General features: G+C 41.7%; 18 protein-coding genes. 11 read left to right on the forward strand and 7 right to left on the reverse strand.

Annotation, left to right across the window (positions count from 1 at the left end; all coding sequences use genetic code 11):
- Nucleotides 1-333: 333 nt before the first annotated feature.
- Genes F988_RS05030 through sdhC form a run of 4 tightly spaced genes read right to left on the reverse strand, consistent with a single transcriptional unit; the run spans nucleotide 334 to nucleotide 3,727 of the window.
- A complete protein-coding gene (locus F988_RS05030) occupies nucleotides 334-1,044 on the reverse strand; it encodes a succinate dehydrogenase iron-sulfur subunit (protein WP_004681505.1) in 711 nt (236 codons plus the stop codon).
- A 14-nt stretch (nucleotides 1,045-1,058) separates the two neighbouring features.
- A complete protein-coding gene (gene sdhA, locus F988_RS05035) occupies nucleotides 1,059-2,948 on the reverse strand; it encodes a succinate dehydrogenase flavoprotein subunit (protein ID WP_004681506.1) in 1,890 nt (629 codons plus the stop codon).
- Between the two features lie 12 nt (nucleotides 2,949-2,960).
- Nucleotides 2,961-3,326 carry a succinate dehydrogenase, hydrophobic membrane anchor protein gene (sdhD, locus tag F988_RS05040; RefSeq protein ID WP_004652198.1) on the reverse strand — a complete coding sequence of 122 codons (366 nt, stop codon included), beginning with the start codon at nucleotides 3,324-3,326 and terminating at the stop codon, nucleotides 2,961-2,963.
- Nucleotides 3,326-3,727 (reverse strand): succinate dehydrogenase, cytochrome b556 subunit, encoded by a 402-nt coding sequence (gene sdhC / locus F988_RS05045; protein ID WP_004681507.1) that lies wholly within the window; start codon nucleotides 3,725-3,727, stop codon nucleotides 3,326-3,328. Before sdhC ends, sdhD begins: the two co-directional genes overlap by 1 nt.
- Nucleotides 3,728-4,625: 898 nt before the next feature.
- Here sdhC and gltA point away from each other — a divergent pair.
- Nucleotides 4,626-5,900 carry a citrate synthase gene (gene gltA, locus F988_RS05050; RefSeq protein ID WP_004674939.1) on the forward strand — a complete coding sequence of 425 codons (1,275 nt, stop codon included), beginning with the start codon at nucleotides 4,626-4,628 and terminating at the stop codon, nucleotides 5,898-5,900.
- 55 nt (nucleotides 5,901-5,955) lie between these two features.
- Here the strand turns inward: gltA and F988_RS05055 are convergent, their stop codons facing one another.
- On the reverse strand, nucleotides 5,956-6,447 hold the full coding sequence (locus F988_RS05055; RefSeq protein WP_004674940.1) for a DUF1289 domain-containing protein: 492 nt from the start codon (nucleotides 6,445-6,447) through the stop codon (nucleotides 5,956-5,958).
- Nucleotides 6,448-6,557: 110 nt separating this feature from the next.
- Here F988_RS05055 and trhO point away from each other — a divergent pair, with 110 nt between their 5' ends.
- The 3 genes from trhO to tmpT all read left to right on the forward strand — a co-directional run bounded on the left by trhO (nucleotide 6,558) and on the right by tmpT (nucleotide 8,920).
- Entirely contained in the window at nucleotides 6,558-7,490 is a 933-nt protein-coding gene (gene trhO / locus F988_RS05060) for an oxygen-dependent tRNA uridine(34) hydroxylase TrhO (RefSeq protein WP_004681509.1), read from the forward strand.
- Between the two features lie 142 nt (nucleotides 7,491-7,632).
- On the forward strand, nucleotides 7,633-8,241 hold the full coding sequence (locus tag F988_RS05065) for a DedA family protein (RefSeq protein WP_026040019.1): 609 nt from the start codon (nucleotides 7,633-7,635) through the stop codon (nucleotides 8,239-8,241).
- Between the two features lie 49 nt (nucleotides 8,242-8,290).
- A complete protein-coding gene (gene tmpT / locus F988_RS05070) occupies nucleotides 8,291-8,920 on the forward strand; it encodes a thiopurine S-methyltransferase (protein WP_004681513.1) in 630 nt (209 codons plus the stop codon).
- A gap of 93 nt (nucleotides 8,921-9,013) precedes the next feature.
- On the opposite strand, the gene F988_RS05075 is transcribed toward tmpT, so the two are convergent.
- Nucleotides 9,014-9,538, reverse strand: a complete 525-nt coding sequence (locus F988_RS05075) for a YecA/YgfB family protein (RefSeq protein WP_004681514.1) — start codon at nucleotides 9,536-9,538, stop codon at nucleotides 9,014-9,016.
- Nucleotides 9,539-9,609: 71 nt separating this feature from the next.
- A complete protein-coding gene (locus F988_RS05080; protein ID WP_004681516.1) occupies nucleotides 9,610-9,813 on the reverse strand; it encodes a PA3496 family putative envelope integrity protein in 204 nt (67 codons plus the stop codon).
- A 349-nt stretch (nucleotides 9,814-10,162) separates the two neighbouring features.
- Between F988_RS05080 and rpoD the strand changes: the two genes are divergently transcribed.
- The 7 genes from rpoD (at nucleotide 10,163) to F988_RS05115 (ending at nucleotide 17,449) form a co-directional block, all read left to right on the forward strand.
- A complete protein-coding gene (gene rpoD, locus F988_RS05085; protein ID WP_004681517.1) occupies nucleotides 10,163-12,043 on the forward strand; it encodes an RNA polymerase sigma factor RpoD in 1,881 nt (626 codons plus the stop codon).
- Nucleotides 12,044-12,179: 136 nt separating this feature from the next.
- The gene (locus tag F988_RS05090) at nucleotides 12,180-12,467 is read left to right on the forward strand and encodes a YbeD family protein (RefSeq protein WP_004681518.1); all 288 of its coding nucleotides are present in this window, start codon (nucleotides 12,180-12,182) and stop codon (nucleotides 12,465-12,467) included.
- A 129-nt stretch (nucleotides 12,468-12,596) separates the two neighbouring features.
- A complete protein-coding gene (locus F988_RS05095; RefSeq protein WP_004681520.1) occupies nucleotides 12,597-13,343 on the forward strand; it encodes a hypothetical protein in 747 nt (248 codons plus the stop codon).
- Nucleotides 13,330-13,986 carry a lipoyl(octanoyl) transferase LipB gene (gene lipB, locus F988_RS05100; protein WP_004681521.1) on the forward strand — a complete coding sequence of 219 codons (657 nt, stop codon included), beginning with the start codon at nucleotides 13,330-13,332 and terminating at the stop codon, nucleotides 13,984-13,986. The genes F988_RS05095 and lipB overlap by 14 nt, the downstream gene beginning before the upstream one ends.
- A gap of 81 nt (nucleotides 13,987-14,067) precedes the next feature.
- On the forward strand, nucleotides 14,068-14,601 hold the full coding sequence (locus F988_RS05105) for a hypothetical protein (RefSeq protein WP_004681522.1): 534 nt from the start codon (nucleotides 14,068-14,070) through the stop codon (nucleotides 14,599-14,601).
- Nucleotide 14,602: 1 nt separating this feature from the next.
- Nucleotides 14,603-15,787, forward strand: a complete 1,185-nt coding sequence (locus F988_RS05110) for an iron-containing alcohol dehydrogenase (RefSeq protein ID WP_004681523.1) — start codon at nucleotides 14,603-14,605, stop codon at nucleotides 15,785-15,787.
- A 252-nt stretch (nucleotides 15,788-16,039) separates the two neighbouring features.
- Nucleotides 16,040-17,449, forward strand: coding sequence for an APC family permease (locus F988_RS05115; RefSeq protein WP_004764017.1), 1,410 nt, complete (start codon nucleotides 16,040-16,042; stop codon nucleotides 17,447-17,449).
- Nucleotides 17,450-17,600 lie beyond the last annotated feature (151 nt).

Here is a 17,600-nt window from a genome sequence, read left to right on the forward strand (position 1 = left end):
CATAAACCAGCGAAATACACTTATTCAATTATATTCTAATATACCGCCCTTTTTCTAAAAGTTGCACCTTGTATCGACCAAAGTTAAAGATTCACTACAAATTTCGCACAAACACCACGCAGAATGCCTAAAAATAAAGCAACTTCCCGATTTATATTTGTTTTTATTATTTGACTTAATCATAAAATTTATAAAATACCATATAACTGACCGTTGTTTAAGATTGATACACATGTTACCCACCCCCATGTTTCCATCCTTATAAATAGCCACATCCAAAATAAAAAACGGAAGTCCTTTTGGAACTTCCGTTTTTTTGGTCAGAGCAATCGATTAGCTCGCTTGATCTAACAGCATGTTACGAATGTGACCAATTGCCTTCGTTGGGTTTAAACCTTTCGGGCAAACCGATACACAGTTCATGATCCCTTTACAACGGAACAAAGAGAATGGGTCGTCTAAACGAGCCAAACGCTCTTGTGTTGCCGTATCACGAGAGTCAATGATAAAGCGGTATGCATTTAACAATGCAGATGGCCCCAGGAACTTGTCAGGGTTCCACCAGAATGACGGGCATGACGTTGAACAACATGCACAAAGAATACATTCATACAGACCATCCAGGTGTTCACGTTCTGCTTGAGACTGTAAACGCTCTTTTGCTGGTGCTGGCTGATTATTAATCAAGAATGGCTGAATTTTGTTGTACTGGTCATAAAACTGGTTCATGTCTACAACCAAGTCTTTTACCACTGGCAAGCCTGGTAAAGGACGGATCACAATCTTCTCTGGCAAGTCGTTCAGGTTCCACAAACAAGCCAAGCCATTTTTACCATTGATGTTGACACCATCAGAACCACAGATGCCCTCACGGCATGAACGGCGGAACGTTAATGTCTCATCCTGTACTTTCAACGCAAGCAACGCATCAAGCAACATACGGTGCTTGTCGGTTAACTCAAGTTTAAAAGTTTGCATGTACGGCGCTTTATCCTTATCAGGATCGTAGCGGTAGATTTCGAATGTACGAGTGCCTCTACTCATCTTTGTTCTCCCGATTAGAATGTACGTGGCTTAGGTTCGATTGCTTCAACCGTTAATGGGCTGAAACGAACTGGCTTATATTCAAGACGGTTGTCTGATGAATACCATAAAGTATGCTTCATCCACTCATCATCACGGCGGCCGTATGAGTATGTTGGGTGATCAGGTGCCAACTCATAGTCAACAACTGTATGTGCACCACGACATTCTTTACGTGCAGCAGCAGAGATCAAGGTTGCTTTTGCAACTTCATATAAATTTTCAACTTCCAATGCCTCAACACGTGCTGTGTTAAAGACTTTAGACTTGTCTTTCAAATAAATGTTGCGAACACGTGGCTCAATCGCAAGAATCTCTTTTACACCCTTGTCAAGCAATGCCTGAGTACGGAATACACCTGCGTGATCCTGTACGATGTCACGGATTGCATCGGCCACTTCCTGAGCGTTCTCACCAGAAGTTGAGTCATCCAGCTTACGGATACGAGCCAGAGTGTTTTCCAGCACATTATTTGGCAACGGTGCATAGTCATCACCGTGATGCTTGGTCACGTAGTCAATGATGTGTTCACCAGCAGCTTTACCGAATACCACAAGGTCAAGCAGGGAGTTGGTCCCTAAACGGTTTGCACCATGTACAGATACACAAGAACACTCACCGATTGCATAGAAACCTTTTACTGGCTTCACATAGTCACGGGTACCTTTATAGGTATATTCTTTAGTGTCCTTATCATAGTGAGCAGAGAATTCAGCCTCTTCCACACCATGCGGCACAACGACCTGACCATGAATATTGGTTGGAATACCACCCATTTGATAATGAATTGTTGGTACAACTGGAATTGGCTCTTTGGTACAGTCAACGTTTGCGAACTTCTTACCAATCTCAAATACAGATGGTAGACGCTTCATGATTGTTTCCGCACCCAAGTGGGTCATATCCAACAGGATATAATCCGCTTTAGGACCACAGCCACGACCTTCCTTAATTTCCTGATCCATAGAGCGTGATACGAAGTCACGTGGTGCCAAGTCTTTTAAAGTCGGTGCATAACGCTCCATGAACGGTTCGCCGTCTTTATTACGAAGGATACCGCCTTCACCACGACAACCCTCAGTCAACAATACGCCTGCGCCCGCAACACCCGTTGGGTGGAATTGCCAGAATTCCATATCCTGTAATGGAATACCCGCACGGGCAGCCATACCAAGTCCGTCACCTGTGTTGATATAGGCGTTTGTTGATGCACGGTAAACACGACCCGCACCACCCGTAGCAAACAAGGTTGCCTTTGCCTGGAATACCGCAATATTACCAGTTTCCTGATCATATGCGGTTACACCAAGAACATCACCCTGTTCATTACGGATTAAGTCAAGTGCAATCCATTCAACGAAGAACTGAGTACCCATTTTCACGTTGCTTTGATACAAAGTGTGAAGCAATGCATGACCTGTACGGTCAGCGGCAGCACAGGCACGTGGAACGGCTTTTTCACCGTAGTTAGCAGAGTGACCACCGAATGGACGCTGATAGATCGTGCCATCTTCATTACGGTCAAACGGCATACCCAGATGTTCAAGCTCATAAACAACTTTTGGCGCTTCACGGGTCATAAACTCGATTGCGTCCTGATCACCCAACCAGTCAGAACCTTTTACCGTATCGTAAAAGTGGTAATGCCAGTTGTCTTCCTGCATGTTGCCCAGTGACGCACCAATACCACCCTGAGCAGCAACTGTATGCGAACGTGTTGGGAACACTTTGGTGAGTACTGCAACCTGTAAACCTGCCTGAGCAAGCTGATAGGCTGCACGCATACCAGAACCACCACCACCAACGATTACAGCGTCAAATGATAATGTCTGGATATTTGAATAATTTTCTTTAGGGGTTGCCATGATCTGTTCCTATCAATTTGCCCAGAAAATCTGGATACCCCAGATTGCGTACACGAACACTGAAATAATGACAGCAGAAGTCAATACAAGGCGCAAACCTGAAGCTGATGGTCCCATCTGACGAGTCGTTACATAATCAGTAAAGACTTGCCACATACCAATCCAAGCATGTGCAACCAGCGATAATACCGCCAACAAAGAAAAAATCTTCATTGGCAGAGTCAACATAAAGCCAGCCCACTGTTCATAGCCAAATCCGCTGTTGCAGAGAATCCAGCCAAACAGAACAACAGTATAGGCAGCCAATACAACCGCACTCACACGCTGGATATACCAATCGCGAGAACCTGAACCTGTTAAACCTGTAGCACTTTTCATCAGAACATAATCCATACAAAGGCTGCGATAATACCAACCGCAGACAAGATCAATGCGATTGTAGCTGCGATGCGACCGCTCTGTAATTCTTCAGCAAAACCAAGGTCGGCAAGCAAGTGCTTGATTCCTGCGATAAAGTGGAAAATTAATCCAGCTACAAATACCCATACGATGAAACGTACAATGATATTTCCGAAAACGACATTTTTAACGTAGTCAAATCCTTCTGGTGAAGATAAAGATTTATCCAAAATCCATAAAAGAACTGCGACCAATAAGAAAACGATCACACCTGATAAACGGTGCAGAATTGATGCAATAGCCACGGGTGATTTTAAGTTTACAGCTAAAACTTGACCCATGGACAAATTGACAGGTCTGTTGCTTTTCACAGCGGGCATCCTGTAAGTAGAAACTCCAACTGGAGTTTGTTTGAATTAATTCAAAGGAAAGCTGGCATTGTTAGGCAAGCACAGCTCATGCCTAACCTATAACGACACCGAATTATAAAACGTGAAATATCAAAATACAAACAATCAGCTTTCGCTTTAGTCGAAAAAAATAATAAATAAGAATCATTCACACAAACAATATTTCCCAGATAAATTAAATTTCTGGCGAAATTATTCTATCCATTTGTTTTATAAAAACAAAAATATAAAACTTTTTTTTATGAATAGTTTCAAGCTGGAAAAAATCACCATTATTTATTTCAAAAAAAATATGTTTTTCTCAGTAAAACCCCATTAAATGAGTCGGTTTTAAGCATAGTCATAAATAATACCCCTCATTTATATCTTAAATACAATTAACCACTAATCTATTATTCAGGCCTAATCCATATAAATACATCGATTTATTTTTAATCAATCAATCGCACCATAATGAACCAATTATCCCGTTATATGTCAGCCTTTAAACTGTTTTTTGAACTATTATTTAACGCGAGACCATGAGATATATAGGTTTTTGCTGAGCTAAGCCCTTAATTTTACAGGCATCAAAATATCACCAGAGTAAAAATTTACTTACAATTGTACTGGTGCTTCATTTTTTTTATGCACCTGAAACATGATTTGACATATTATACTCGACCGATGCTGTGAATTTACTCAATTTTTTCTTTGATACTGAATGACTAAGTTGACTGTAGAAATGTCATTTTTTATCCCTAAGTATAATTGACAAAATTTTAGTAGCCACTAATCTTATAGCAAATTTTGACACCGTCTGATTCGCACATGACAAGATTAGGATTTCGAGTCAGATAATCATTCACCAGGACAGGAGATCTATTGAATGTCTGCAGCAACTGGCAAAAAAGCCGTATTACAGCTTGATGGCAAAGAAATTGAATTACCAATTTACAGCGGCACATTGGGCCCAGATGTAATTGACGTTAAAGATGTATTGGCATCTGGTCATTTTACTTTCGATCCTGGTTTTATGGCGACAGCTGCTTGCGAATCTAAGATCACATTCATTGATGGTGACAAAGGTGTGTTATTGCACCGTGGTTATCCAATTGATCAATTAGCGACTCAAGCAGACTACCTCGAAACTTGCTATTTACTATTAAATGGCGAGCTTCCAAATGCTGAACAAAAGGCAGAATTTGACGCTAAAGTACGCAACCACACCATGGTTCACGATCAGGTAAGCCGTTTCTTCAATGGTTTCCGTCGTGACGCTCACCCAATGGCTATAATGGTTGGTGTTGTTGGTGCGTTGTCTGCGTTCTATCACAATGGCTTGGATATCGAAGATATCAACCACCGTGAAATCACTGCAATTCGTCTTATCGCGAAAATTCCTACGCTTGCAGCGTGGAGCTACAAATACACGATCGGACAGCCATTCATTTACCCACGTAACGACCTAAACTATGCAGAAAACTTCCTGCATATGATGTTTGCTACGCCTGCGGATCGTGACTATAAGGTTAATCCGATTTTGTCTAAAGCAATGGACCGTATCTTCACGCTTCATGCTGACCACGAACAAAATGCGTCTACATCTACTGTTCGTCTTGCTGGTTCTACTGGTGCAAACCCATATGCATGTATCTCTTCAGGTATTTCTGCACTTTGGGGACCATCACATGGTGGTGCAAACGAAGCTGTACTGAAAATGCTGGCTGAAATCGGTAGCGTTGAAAACGTTGCTGAATTTATGGAAAAAGTAAAACGCAAAGAAGCGAAGCTTATGGGCTTTGGTCACCGTGTTTACAAAAACTTTGACCCACGTGCCAAAGTGATGAAAGAAACCTGTGATGAAGTGCTTGGTGCATTGGGTATCAATGATCCACAACTTGCGCTTGCAATGGAACTTGAGCGCATTGCGCTTAGCGACCCATACTTCATTGAACGTAAACTTTATCCAAACGTAGATTTCTACTCAGGCATCATCTTAAAAGCGATTGGTATCCCTGTTGATATGTTTACAGTTATTTTTGCATTAGGTCGTACTGTTGGCTGGATCAGCCACTGGTTAGAAATGCACGCTTCCCCATATAAAATTGGCCGTCCTCGCCAGCTTTATACAGGTGAAAAACAACGTGACATCAAACGTTAATTTTTAAGAAATTAATGTGAAAAAGCTGCCAAATGGCAGCTTTTTTTATTGCTTTCTAAAGCTCATCCTCTTCCAGGGCACGCAACAAGTTTGTACTGATCCCATCGGCACGCAGCCAGGCCAGTTCATAGCTTGCCTTGGCTAAAGCCAACACACGTCGTTCAAACTCATCCCAGATCAGCTTTACCTGTGTGTGGGAAATTCCAAGTCCACTTTCCTGTGCCAAATGCTTATTTTTCTCACAGATTTTTAAAGCATGATACAGCTTACGTCCAGCACTTGCGCTTTCCAGAATACGAATGTGCTTAGCATGGATAAAGCCCTCGACATGCTGGAGACTGGCATTGGGCAACAATGGCACCAGAATCTGGTCCAGTTGTGCATCCAAACGCTTCCAGACCACCAACCGCTGTTCAGGCGTATAGGTGTTCCACTGGATCACCTCATGATTAAAACGGCGGCATCCACGACACACCAGATCACCAAATACCGTTGAACAACGCCCTGCGCATGGGGTCAGTGATGGGATTCGACAATCATTACTCAAAACTTATTCCTCTAAAACCATATTAATTTTATGGTTTTCTCGCTTATTTTCAAATTTCACGCTAAAATATGCGCCTTGTTTTTCCTATCTTAATACATTTGGAGTTATCCATGAACGCTACTGTAGAACAGCTTGCACCTGTAGAACAGCAAGCGACCAATAATTGGGTTGTTGCGGCACTATATCAATTTAAAGAAGTTGCGGATGCGGCCGATCTGCAAAAACGTCTTCTGGACTTAGTGAATGGCATCAATTTATGTGGAACTCTGATTGTCGCTTCTGAAGGAATTAATGGTACTGTTGCTGGCGACCGTGCAGCAATTGACACGGTTCACCAATTCCTATTGAACGAAGGCTTTAGCGCAATGGAATATAAGGAGTCTACCAGCTCTGAAAAACCATTCCGCAAGATGAAGATTAAGCTGAAGAATGAAATCGTTACCCTGGGTGTGGAGGTTAAGCCACGTGACCTGGTTGGTCATTATCTTGATCCAAAGGAATGGAACGAGCTGATTAGCCGCGATGACGTGATTCTGGTGGATACTCGCAACGACTACGAATATAAGGCAGGTACATTCAAGGGCGCAATTGATCCTAAAACAGAAACATTCCGTGAATTTCCTGAATATGTAAAACAAAACCTTGAACAGCACAAAGACAAGAAAATCGCCATGTTCTGTACAGGGGGTATCCGCTGTGAAAAATCCACTTCCCTGTTGTTACAGGAAGGCTTTAGTGAGGTTTACCACCTAAAGGGCGGTATCCTTAAATATCTGGAAGAAACACCTGCCGAGGAAAGCCTTTGGGAAGGTGAATGTTTTGTATTTGATGGCCGTACTGCCGTGACACACGGGGTTGAGGAAGGCGAGAACATCAAGTGTCATGCATGCGGCTGGCCTTTAACCAAAGAAGAAGCGGAATTGCCAAACTATGAGCATGGTGTTTCCTGTGTTTTCTGTATTGATAAAACCACAGAGAAACAGAAAGAGGGTTTCCGTATGCGTCAATCGCAAATTGCAGCAGCAAAACGTAAACGCCTATAAAAATTAAAAAAACTGAAAGCCATAGTTCTACTATGGCTTTTTTATGATAACAATAAAAATGATGTAACGATTAGACCATTGAGCTTCATGATTAACCATCCTATGCTAAAAACAATAATCAAATGAACTATATATGGGTATTATGGGACTTGAAGAATGGGTCTTGGCAGTCATGGAAAAGCTTGGATATTTAGGCATCGCTTTTTTGATGTTCCTAGATAACATTTTTCCTCCTATTCCCTCTGAAATTATTATGCCCTCTGCGGGTTATACCGCCTCCAAGGGGGATTTGAGCTTAATTGGCGTTATCATTGCTGGAAGCGCAGGTTCACTGATCGCGGCGATGATCCTTTATTGGATTGGCCGTAAAATTCCTGAACAGCGTTTATTCAGTTTTATAGAGCATTACGGCAAATTCCTTAGAATCAAGGTTACCGACCTTGAAAAGGCCTTGGGCTGGTTCAACCAGCATGGGCATAAAATCGTTTTCTTTGGCCGTATGATTCCAGCAGTACGCTCGCTGATTAGTATCCCCGCTGGAATGAGCAAGATGCCTTTTGGCAAGTTTATGGCTTACAGCGCATTCGGAACCATCATCTGGACAACATTCCTGGCATTTTTAGGCTATCACCTCAGTGAAGATCAGGCCCTAATGTCTTTAATTATGCAACGGGCTAGCTATATTATTTTGGCAATTGTCATACTTTACATCATTTGGAAAATGGCTAAAAAATTTGGGCAGAAAACATAAAAAAGACAAAGACTTATCCTTTATTATTCATCTAAGTTAAGGAAAAACCATGCAGCATGAGTTTTGGCATCAAAAATGGCAAAAAAATGAGATTGGCTTTCATCTCAACCAGCCTCACCCACTACTGGTTAAATATACGGGTTCCTTAAATCTCTCTCCAAATAGCCGTATTTTTATCCCACTCTGCGGTAAAAGTTTAGACATACATTGGCTTTTAGGTGAGGGCTATCATGTAGTGGCAATTGACCTGAGTCCAATTGCCATTCAGGACTTAATCTCAACACTTAGACTTTCCTTTACCGAAACTCGGACTGGAAATCTTAGTCATTTTCACCATCCACAAATTGACCTATTTGTCGGTGATTTTTTTGAATTGACGGTTGAACAGACAGGAAAGATTGATGCGATTTATGATCGGGCAGCCTTGGTCGCCCTGCCAGAAGAAATGCGAAGCCAATATGTCCAGCATCTCATTCAGATTGGTGGTGAAGCATCGCAATTACTGATTAGCTTTGAGTATGATCAATCCATGATGGCTGGTCCGCCTTTTTCCATTTCCACCCAACAGCTTCAAGACTACTATTCCAGTGAATACAACATACAGCCACTCGATAGCCAAACTGAACTGCTCAAAGGAAAAGTGAATGCCCAGGAAAAAATTTGGCTGCTAAAGAAATAACCCTATCCCAAAATAAAAAACGTCCATAAGGACGTTTAAATACTTAACCTGGCGTATATATGAGCCGCTATCATTGCGGCCTCAAACCTATCCTCAAGCTGGTGTATGGTACATGAGATAAATCTCATTAAGATTATCTGGAATTTCCTCAGCCAGTTCATCCATCAACTGACCATTGCGACGGAAAGACTCCATTTGCGGATCTTCCTCATCAATGCCACTAAACACCATGATCGGCAAAGTCAAATCAACCAGTTGTTCTTCATATTCTGGCGTAAACCAGGCATCTTCGTTCAGGAACATGGCATCAACGAAACCGACGCTCCAGTCACCTAAACTTGAATCCACATCAGCCTCTTCAATTTCAAATGGAAACTCAATTCCATTTTCATTGGCCAAATCCTGACGGATGGATTCCAGCCAGGCTTTAATCTGTTCGATGATCTCACTCGGAACTTTCTTTTGATTGCTCTCGAACAGCTCATCCAGCCAACGATCAAACTTTGGGCCAACGGCAATAGCGCACAAAAAGCCATGAGTCGCCGCAAAATCTAAACCATATTCGTTTTGGTCACCGTCAAGATAATTACTTAACAACTCTAAATCCAGGGTACTCATTTTTTATCCAGCTCTAAAGTTACATTTTCGACAGCATAACATTTTCAGACACAAAGTCTCAGCAATTTTGCCTAGTCTTCGTCATCGAGGTCATCATCGTCGAAATCGTAGTCAAAATCTTTTAATTCTCGTTCTAAACGACGCTGAGCCAACAGATCATCAATCAAACGGCGTTTTTCCAATGATTCCTTGGCACTGATTTTTCCTGATGATTCATCAAAACCAACATCATCGCCGTAGTTATCATCATCTAATTCAAAATCTGTAGAAGACACGAAGTACCTCTTATACGAAAAATATAAATGGGTCTAGCCGCTATTTATCTGTCTCAAACCACCTTGTCAAGTTTTATTTTATTTTTTTGCTATAAATCGGTGATTTGTACTTTTTTTCGGCGGTTTTTTTGTGTAATTATAATCCCAGGACAATACCAATCAAAAAAGTTCCGCAAAAAGGATGGACTGCTTGAAAAATTATGACACACCCCCATATTCAAGAAACACACGTGAAATCAATACTATTTTTTATTTAAAGCAAACGGATCAAATCCAAAACATTCCTCGTGAATTGTGCTATCATGCACGGTTTTTCACCGCCACAGATTCAACAAAAGAGTAAGCAAAGATGAGCGATATGCATTCCCCTACTTCGCAAGTAGCGGCTCTGATTAGCCGAGGCAAAGAACAAGGTTACTTAACTTACGCTGAGGTTAACGATCATCTACCAGACTCGATTACAGAAAGTGAGCAGATTGAAGATATTATTCAAATGCTCCAAGACGTCGGTATTCCAGTGCATGAACGCGCACCAGAAACTGATGACACTATGTTTGGTGAATCGACTGAAGCAGCGGATGAAGTTGCTGAAGAAGAAGCTGCTGCCGTATTAGCATCGGTTGAAAGTGAGCCAGGTCGTACTACAGATCCAGTACGTATGTACATGCGTGAAATGGGTACGGTTGAACTTCTAACCCGTGAAGGCGAGATTAGCATTGCGAAACGTATCGAAGAAGGTATTCGTGATGTTTTACATTCGATTGCTTACTGGCCAAATGCCGTCGAAGTGGTTTTACAAGAATATAATGACTTTCTAACTGGTGAGCGTCGTCTTGCCGATATTCTCTCTGGTTATTTAGACCCAGAAACAGACGAAGAGATTCCTGAAGTTCTTGAAGATGAAGCTGAAATCGAGGAAGAAAAAAGCCCAACTTCAACAACCAAAGAAGTTAAACTTGATGATGACGATGAAGAAGAATCTGAAAGTGATGATGACTCTGAAGGTGATTCAGGTCCAGACCCTGAGGTTGCAAAAATACGTTTCACCGAATTAGAAACAGCTTGGAACGATACCAAAGCCATTATCGAAAAGCATGGTCGTAATAGCAAAGAAGCAGAAGCTGCTCTTGAAGCATTAGCTGCTGTATTTATGATGTTCAAATTTACACCACGTTTATTTGATATCATTTCTGAAATGATTCGTGGTACACATGATCAAATTCGTGCCAATGAGCGTGAAATCATGCGCTATGCAGTTCGTCGTGGTCGTATGGATCGTACAACTTTCCGCACGACCTTCCCTGAGCAAGAATCAAATCCAGCTTGGTTAGATGAGCAAATTGCAAAAGCCCCTGCGGAAATCAAAACACATTTAGAAAAAGTTCGTCCTGATGTATTGGCATTCCAACAAAAGATTGCTGATATCGAAAAAGAACTTGGCTTAAACGTGAAAGATATTAAAGATATTTCTAAACGTATGGCTGTAGGTGAAGCAAAAGCACGCCGTGCCAAGAAAGAAATGGTTGAAGCAAACTTACGTTTAGTAATTTCGATTGCGAAGAAATATACCAACCGTGGCTTACAGTTCCTTGACTTGATTCAAGAAGGTAACATCGGTCTGATGAAAGCCGTAGACAAGTTTGAATATCGTCGTGGTTATAAATTCTCGACTTATGCAACTTGGTGGATCCGTCAGGCAATTACCCGTTCGATTGCGGATCAGGCACGTACTATTCGTATTCCTGTTCACATGATTGAAACGATTAACAAGATCAACCGTGTGTCTCGCCAACTACTTCAAGAAATGGGTCGCGAACCGACTCCTGAAGAATTAGGTGAACGTCTGGAAATGGACGAAGTTAAAGTTCGTAAAGTACTTAAAATCGCAAAAGAACCGATTTCGATGGAAACACCGATCGGTGATGATGAAGATTCGCATCTTGGTGACTTTATTGAGGACTCAAACATCACTTCTCCAGTGGATGCCGCGACCTCAGAAGGCTTAAAGGAAGCGACCCGTGAAGTGCTTGAGAACCTGACTGAACGTGAAGCGAAAGTGTTGAAAATGCGTTTTGGTATTGATATGCCAACCGACCATACCTTAGAGGAAGTGGGCAAGCAGTTTGACGTGACGCGTGAGCGTATTCGTCAGATTGAGGCGAAAGCTCTGCGTAAACTACGTCATCCATCTCGTTCAGAGCACCTACGTTCATTCCTTGAAAATGACTGATGCTTAGGGACATCCTGTATCAAGAGCGCAACAATGCTTTGGTGCAGGGCTTGAAGTTAAACACTTCGCCTCCATTTACCTAGTTAGAACATAAGCGCCTGCACTGATGCAGGCGTTTCAAATTAAGAGGTTACTCATGGTAGACCGCACTCCATCTCGCGAATTGCAAGAACATCTTTGGGTTTTCCCGATGGACTATCCAATCAAATTGATTGGTAATGCTGGGGATGAACTTCGAGTGGCTGTTGTAGATATTTTACAAAAGCACTTTCCTGAATTCGATGGTGCTACAGTAAAAGTACAACCTTCACGTACAGGAAAATACCATTCTTTAACTGCGCAGCTGCGCTTTGAGGAATTAGAACAAGTTCATGCACTATATGCTGATCTTGCTGCCTGTCCATTAATTAAGACAACGCTATAATCAAGGAATCCAAAATGCGAAAGTGTTTTGGATTTTTTATGTGTGCAAATAAAACTTCTGATCAGTTAAACCATTCATAACACTTCTATATTATTCTTTCTTTTTCGATTTATGATTGCGAAATAGCTGATGAAAACGCAACGAATTTTACTATCATTATTTACGGTATTTATCTCATCTATCAGTGATGCGAAAACAGCAACTTTTTCTTGGCAAAATGAGCTGTGTGAATATAAAGGAGTTTATGACACCAATAAATTCACAGTTAAACAATTAAATGACACGATTAAAATGATGCAATCACGTCATTCGACACAATTAAATAGTAAATCTTATGCCTTCCACCCAGATGACATTGCTAAGATCAATTTAATTGCAATTCAAGAAGAATACAAAGTACAGAAGAAAGCATTAAATAATCTACACCCCTTGCTTATTAAAGAATTTCAGCAACTCAAAAATGATCTTATTCAAAATCTAGATCAGGAATACCAACATAATTATTTGACAGCTCTCGCATTTACACAGCCTACGAAGTTACTCACTTCGACTTTCGCACCACAATGCTTAAACCAAGCCAAGGCTTTAAATGCACAAGATAAGCTATCACTGATTAACAATGCCAAACTTTCTCTGCAACGTGAAAATCAATTAGAGTTAAAATTAGGTAATGATCCACAATTTCTCATGAAACGCAGCCAAGATTTTGATATTAAATTAAAAAGCAAAAATGCAGTTCAATATGCCCAGATTCAACTCATTCGTGAATGGTCGAATTGCGCAAATCCACATGAAACGACAAACGATCAGTTAGAGCAGATTTTCCGCAAAAAAGTATTTATTCAATCAAAGGAAGTTTATTGTGACGAACCTTGATAAACCATCCTTAATCATTCGATGTTTTCAGGATCTACAAGATTACACGACACGATTTGAAGCGATGAAAGATTTTACAACTCATCGTGATGAAACAACACCTGATGAGCTTTGGCTACTCCAACATCAAGATGTTCTAACTCAAGGACAAGCAGGTAAACCAGAACATATTCTCATGCATACTCAACTTCCTGTTGTGCATACAGATCGTGGTGGTCAAGTGACGTGGCATGGACAGGGACAACTGGTCGCCTACTTCCTGCTTGATTTAAACCGCCTGAAATGGCATGTACGCACTCTGGTCAGCTTTGCTGAAAAGGCCATGATTGACCTGCTTCAACAATACAATATTCGGGCCTATGCAAAACCTGATGCACCTGGAGTATACGTTGAAGGGCGCAAGATTGGCTCTCTCGGTTTTAAAATTCGCCGTGGTCGTAGCTATCATGGTTTGGCATTGAACATTGACTGTGACCTGACTGGTTTTCAAACCATTAATCCTTGTGGATACGCAGGTTTAGAAATGGTACGCTTGCAGGACCTGCTCGAAGATTATCCAAGCTTCGAGCAGCTCTGTCATGATTTTGTTTGCTATTTAAAAAATACCAATTTCTTTCATGACCCTGAAGTCAAATCTGAATAAACTACTTTTCAATTTTAGAGAAATAAATTAGAGTAATTACTCTAAATTTGCTTTTGCATAATTTTAATAAGGGATACGCAAGTGATTTCAACCAAAGCAGTGAAGCCCACTTTGCAATTTGCCTACGTAAAACTCATGATGGATGTTGTTGGTCGTGGTTTAGTAATGGCAAGCCAAGTGGACGATGAAGTACAACAGGAAGTTTCCAAGTTTCCTGTTGGCTTTATACTTTCAATGAATGTTTTTCCAAATGGACCTGCATTTGTTGCCCGAGTAACAGAAGAAAAACAGTTAGAGCTTCTCTCTAACTACAAAGGCAAGCCTGACTTAACCATCACGTTCAAGCATCTTACCCATGCATTTCTGGTTTTCTCGTTTCAGGAGAGTACTGCCCAAGCATTTGCCAATGACCGCATGATTGCCGATGGTGATGTATCCAGTGCAATCCGTCTTGTGCGTTGCCTGAACAAGATGGAAGCGTTGATCCTGCCTAAGCTGATCGCCAACCTTGCAGTCAAGCGTTATCCAGTTGAATTAACATTAAAAGAAAAATTCACTGGCGCAAAAAATATCTATCTCAAAGTCGCAAAATCATACTTTAAACGGAGCGCATAACATGGCTAAGCCTTATTACGAATTTTTCTGTCCTGTAAAGGTAATTGCTGGTAACGCTGCGTTAGAGCATATTCCGTTTGAGCTTGCAACTCTGGGCGCAAAACGCCCAATGATCATTACCGATAAAGGTGTACGCGCCAACGGTTTACTTGGCCCAATCGAGGCGGCATTCAGCACCACTGATGCCGTGATTGGTGCAATCTTTGATGACGTTCCACCAGATTCAAGCCTGGAAGTGGTACGCCAGGCAGCGGAACTTTACCGTAAGCAAAACTGTGATGCGATTATTGCGATTGGCGGCGGTTCAGTGATTGACACCTCCAAGGCAACCAACATCCTTGTGTCTGAAGGTGGCAATGACCTGCTTCAATACTCTGGTGCTCATAATCTTCCAAAACCATTAAAGCCATTCTTCGTAATTCCAACCACGTCTGGTACAGGCTCAGAAGCAACGATGGTCGCCGTGGTATCTGATACTCAACGTAATGTAAAACTCGCATTTGCATCATATTATCTTATGCCCCATGCAGCGATTCTTGATCCACGCATGACCCAGACTTTGCCACCACACTTAACCGCAATGACTGGAATGGATGCACTCACGCACTGTGTTGAGGCATACACCTGTTTAGCAGCGAATCCATTAAGTGATGCATATGCAAGTGCTGGTATCAAGAAGATCAGTGAAAACCTGTTCAAGGTACTGGACAACCCAAGTGATGCCCAAGGCCGTTTAGAGTTGGCACAGGCTTCGACCATGGCAGGTATTGCATTCTCCAACTCAATGGTTGGTCTGGTTCACTCACTTGGCCATGCCTTGGGTGCGGTGGCTCACCTGCCCCACGGTTTATGCATGAACCTATTCCTGCCATATGTGCTTGAATATAATAAAGAGATCAATGGCGACAAGATTGGTGAATTATTACTGCCACTTGCAGGTGCAGACATTTATGCACAAACACCTGCCAGCCAGCGTGCAGATAAAGCGATTGCAACTATTTTAACCATGCGTGACCGCCTATTCAGCCTCACCAAGCTACCACGTACCCTGCGTGAAACAGGTAAGGTAACTGAAGCACAGCTGGATGAAGTGGCCGAGAAAGCGTTAAATGATGGTTCTATTATTTACAATCCTAAAGAGGCCAATTTGCAGGAACTACGTGCAATTCTACAAAAAGCCTGGTAATTCATTTATTTAGATAAATAATTATCATTAATAGGCCCTGATCTAAACCAATGATCGGGGCTTTTTTCATTTCAATGAATTTTTATTCATCTGTTTCTCTGCACAACTGGCAAAAAAATTGCTAAAAAAAGCGTAAAAGTACTGACAATGTTTATCAATTTACGATAGATTGGCGAACTTCTTTTTTCTATAGGGGGGATCGTTTTCGTCTCAAACGATCCTTAAACCATAGCTGATCCTTGATCAACGATTATGAGGATAACGCCGTTGACAAATATCTCTGGGACTCCATCGGTAGCTAAGCTGCAAAAAACGCTAGGTCTCTGGCACATTATCATTATTGGCTTAGCCTACATTCAGCCCATGACTTTGTTTGACACTTTCGGACTGGTATCGAAAGAAAGTCATCATCATGTTCCGACCTCCTATATTGTTGCCCTAATTGCAATTTTATTCACGTCGATCAGTTATGGTCACATGATTCGTCGTTACCCATCATCAGGGTCGGCTTATACCTATGCACAAAAATCCATCCATCCCAACGTGGGCTTTATGGTGGGCTGGTCATCTTGGCTGGATTATTTGCTGTCACCAATGGTCAATATCATTCTGGCAGGCATCTATCTTGACGCATTATTCCCGAATGTAAACCACTGGGTCTGGGTGATTGTTCTGACCGCCTTTATGACTGGCATCAACTTACGTGGCGCACGTTTTGTGGCGAACTTTAACAGCCTGATTGTCCTCGTCCAGCTTATCGTGATTGCTGTATTCACCTATCTGGTCTATAGCAAACTACAGATGGGATATAACGCCGAAGGTCCAATTACTGCAGAAACACGTTACCAACTCTGGAGCCTGGAGCCATTCTGGAACGACCTGACTTCTGTAGGCGCATTGATTACAGGTGCAACCCTGCTGTGCTTCTCGTTTACGGGTTTTGACTCGCTCAGCTCACTGGCGGAAGAAACCAAGGATACTGAAAAGACGCTGCCTAAAGCGATTTTCCTGACTGCATTATTTGCAGGTATTGTGTTTATTATCAGTACCTACTTTATGCAAATCTACTTCCCGAATGATCCTAAAACTTATTTTGAGGACGTCGCCGCAACCCAGCCTGACATCCTGTTACTGGTGGGTGGTTCATTATTCCAGTCCTATGTGCTTGCCTTTGCGATTGTGACGGTCATGGCATCAGGGATTTCTGCCCATGCAGGTGTATCACGCTTAATGTATGTGATGGGTCGTGATGGGGTCATCAACAAGAAAATCTTTGGCCATATCAGCCCGAAAACCTTTACCCCATCTTATAACATTCTGATTGTTGGATTGGTGGCATTAAGTGCAGGTTTTATGAGTCTGGATGTAGTGATTTCCATGATCAGTTTTGGTGCCCTGATTGCGTTTACTTTCGTGAACCTGTCCGTAATTTCACGTTATGCCTTACGTGATGGCCGAACCAAGAACTTCAAGGACATTGTGAGCTTTGTGATTATTCCACTCTTGGGCTTTCTCAGCGTTTTTGCCATGTGGCTTGAAATTGAAGACACGGCATTGAAATATGGCTTATGGTGGGCAATGTTCGGTATTTTATACCTTGGTTATAAAACCAAAGGCTTTAAATACAATGCCCCTCAACATAATGAGTTTGATGATCGTTAAACTGGTTAAAATAGAAAAGGCGCTCAATGCGCCTTTTCTATTAATTTTAAAAAAGTTTGAAACAATTTCAATGTCATATATAGTCAAATCATTATAAAACCAATACAAATCAGTCGATGAATTATTTCGAGTTTTTTTCGAATCCTGTATG

The sequence above is a fragment of the Acinetobacter parvus DSM 16617 = CIP 108168 genome, assembly GCF_000368025.1.
GTDB classification, from domain to species: domain Bacteria; phylum Pseudomonadota; class Gammaproteobacteria; order Pseudomonadales; family Moraxellaceae; genus Acinetobacter; species Acinetobacter parvus.